Origin of the sequence: Nocardioides sp. NPDC057577, from assembly GCF_042801335.1 — a bacterium.
Lineage (GTDB): Bacteria > Actinomycetota > Actinomycetes > Propionibacteriales > Nocardioidaceae > Nocardioides.
Map to the genome: position 1 here is coordinate 1 of NZ_JBHVGB010000314.1, position 2,235 is coordinate 2,235.

Annotated in this window: 2 protein-coding genes; one reads left to right on the forward strand and one right to left on the reverse strand. The window is 67.6% G+C overall.

From position 1 onward, the window contains the following. Positions 1–62: 62 nt before the first annotated feature. Positions 63–653, reverse strand: coding sequence for a GNAT family N-acetyltransferase (locus tag ACFU7D_RS29350; RefSeq protein ID WP_378873997.1), 591 nt, complete (start codon positions 651–653; stop codon positions 63–65). Positions 654–961: 308 nt separating this feature from the next. Between ACFU7D_RS29350 and ACFU7D_RS29355 the strand changes: the two genes are divergently transcribed. After that, positions 962–2,206 carry an ABC transporter substrate-binding protein gene (locus ACFU7D_RS29355; RefSeq protein ID WP_378729831.1) on the forward strand — a complete coding sequence of 415 codons (1,245 nt, stop codon included), beginning with the start codon at positions 962–964 and terminating at the stop codon, positions 2,204–2,206. Positions 2,207–2,235: the final 29 nt, after the last annotated feature.

Genomic DNA, 2,235 nt, shown 5'->3' on the forward strand with positions numbered 1-2,235 from the left:
GGAACGCCCCTAACCGGCCTGGCCCCGGTCGCAGCTTGCTCGGGGCCCGTGCCCGTCGGTGGTCAGGCGACGGTGTGCGAGCGACGCTGGGAGCGCCGGGCGGCGAGCAGCTCGCCGACGGCGCTGGACTGCTTCGGGCCGCGCTGCAGGCGGGCGGCGTGGGGAAGGGCCCGGCCCAGGACGTTGAGCCGGGAGCGTACGACCGCGGTCGGGGCCACGCGCATGACCGCCTGGGCACCGAGGCCGATCCGGGCGAGGAACCGGTTGCCGTCACGGCCACCGGCGGAGGCCGCGGCCGCGATCGTCCTTACCCCGCGCTCCTCGGCGAAGGCGACGGCCGACTCCATCAGCATCCGGCCCACGCCCCGGCGGCGGAAGCTGGGAACGACGTGGGGCGCGAAGATCTGCACCGTTGGCTCGAGGTTGAGCGGACCGAAGGTGGTCGCGCGCACGTAGACCGCCCCGACGGGTTCGCTGCCGCACTCGGCGACCAGGAGGCGCTGGTCGGGGGAGGCGTCGGCGGCGCCGATGATCGTCTCCAGGTCGCCCAGCTGCTCCTGGGCATCCGCCATCCGCAGCGAGTCCTGCCAGATGCCGAGGAGGAAGAGCGCGTCATCGGCTCGTGCCTCTCGCATCGTCACCGGCACCCTCATCGAGTCCGTCCTCCAAGGGCGCCGTGCGTACAGATCATCACAATTCCTCCACGATCGTGGCTGTTCCCGGGCGGAATCGGGTTTCCCGAGTGATCATGTCACCACGGCCCCGACATTACGGAGCCGATGATGGCGGCAACCCGGGCAATGATGCCATGGGGGAGATGTAACGGATTGGTGAAAAGACAGGTCCCTCGGGTGATTCACCCTCCGAGCGTCTCTAATGTGTCTCCGCAAGGTCCGACGTGAGCCGGGCCAGCCCATACGAAAGAGGGACTAAAGCAGTGAACTCATCATCCTCTACCTGGATGAAGCTGACCGCAGGCGCCGGCGCCTTGGCGCTCAGCTTCACCCTCGCCGCCTGTGGTGGCGAGACCGCTTCCGAGGAGCCGGAGACGAAGGCCGCAGCCAAGGGCGACGGCACTCTCACCATCGGGCAGCTTCTCCCGCAGACCGGCAGCCTCGCGTTCCTCGGCCCGCCCGAGTTCGCCGGTTCCGACCTGGCCATCCAGGACATCAACGCCGCTGGCGGTGTGCTTGGCAAGGACGTCGTCCCTGTCGTCGCGGACTCCGGTGACACCACCTCCGCGATCGCCCCCACCGAGGCCGACAAGCTCATCGACGCCAAGTCCGACGTCATCGTCGGCACCGCGTCCTCGGGCGTGTCGATGACCGTGATCGACAAGATCATGTCGTCGGGCACCGTGATGTTCTCCCCGGCCAACACCTCGACCGAGTTCGACGAGGGTGACTTCGCGAAGGCCGACCTCTACTTCCGCACGGCTCCGTCCGACATCCTGCAGGGCGCCGTCATGGCCAACCTGCTGCTCGAGGACAAGCGCACCAACGTGGCGATCCTGTCCCGCCAGGACGCCTACGGCGAGACGCTCGCCAAGGAGGTCAAGGCCAACCTCGAGGGTGCCGGCTCCAAGGTCGCCACCACGGCGTTCTACTCCGAGGACGCCACCTCGTTCGACGCCCAGATCAACGAGATCGCCGGTGCCGGCGCGGACGCGGTCGTCGTGATCGCGTTCGAGGAGACCAAGAAGCTCATCCCGCAGCTCATCGCCGCGGGTGTCGGTCCGGCCAAGCTGCCGACGTACTTCGTCGACGGCAACCTGTCGGACTACTCCAAGGACTTCACCAAGGGTGAGCTCAAGGGTGTCAAGGGCACCCTCCCGGGCGCCGAGACCACTGGTGACTTCAAGGAGCAGCTGCTGAAGGTCAACCCGAAGCTGGCCGACTACTCCTACGCCGCCGAGTCCTACGACGCGACCATCGTCTCCGCGCTGGCCGCGGTGCAGGCCGACAGCGACTCTGGCGAGGCCATCGCCAAGGAGATCGTCGACATCACCACCGGTGGTGAGAAGTGCGAGACGTACGCGGACTGCGTCAAGCTCATCGAGGACGGCAAGGACATCGACTACGACGGCAAGTCCGGTCCGATCGAGCTCGGCGAGACCGGTAGCCCGACGGCCGCGTCCATCGGTATCTACCAGTACAACGACAAGGCGACCTACGCCCCCGTCAAGTACATCGCCGGCGAGGTCTGAGCCTGTGACCCTGCGACTTCGTCGCAGGG

What these genes read in the sequence shown, in the direction of transcription:
- ACFU7D_RS29350 (WP_378873997.1), bottom strand. Translation starts at nt 653, where the DNA reads ATGAGGGTGCCGGTGACGATGCGAGAGGCACGAGCCGATGACGCGCTC.
- ACFU7D_RS29355 (WP_378729831.1), top strand. Translation starts at nt 962, where the DNA reads ATGAAGCTGACCGCAGGCGCCGGCGCCTTGGCGCTCAGCTTCACCCTC.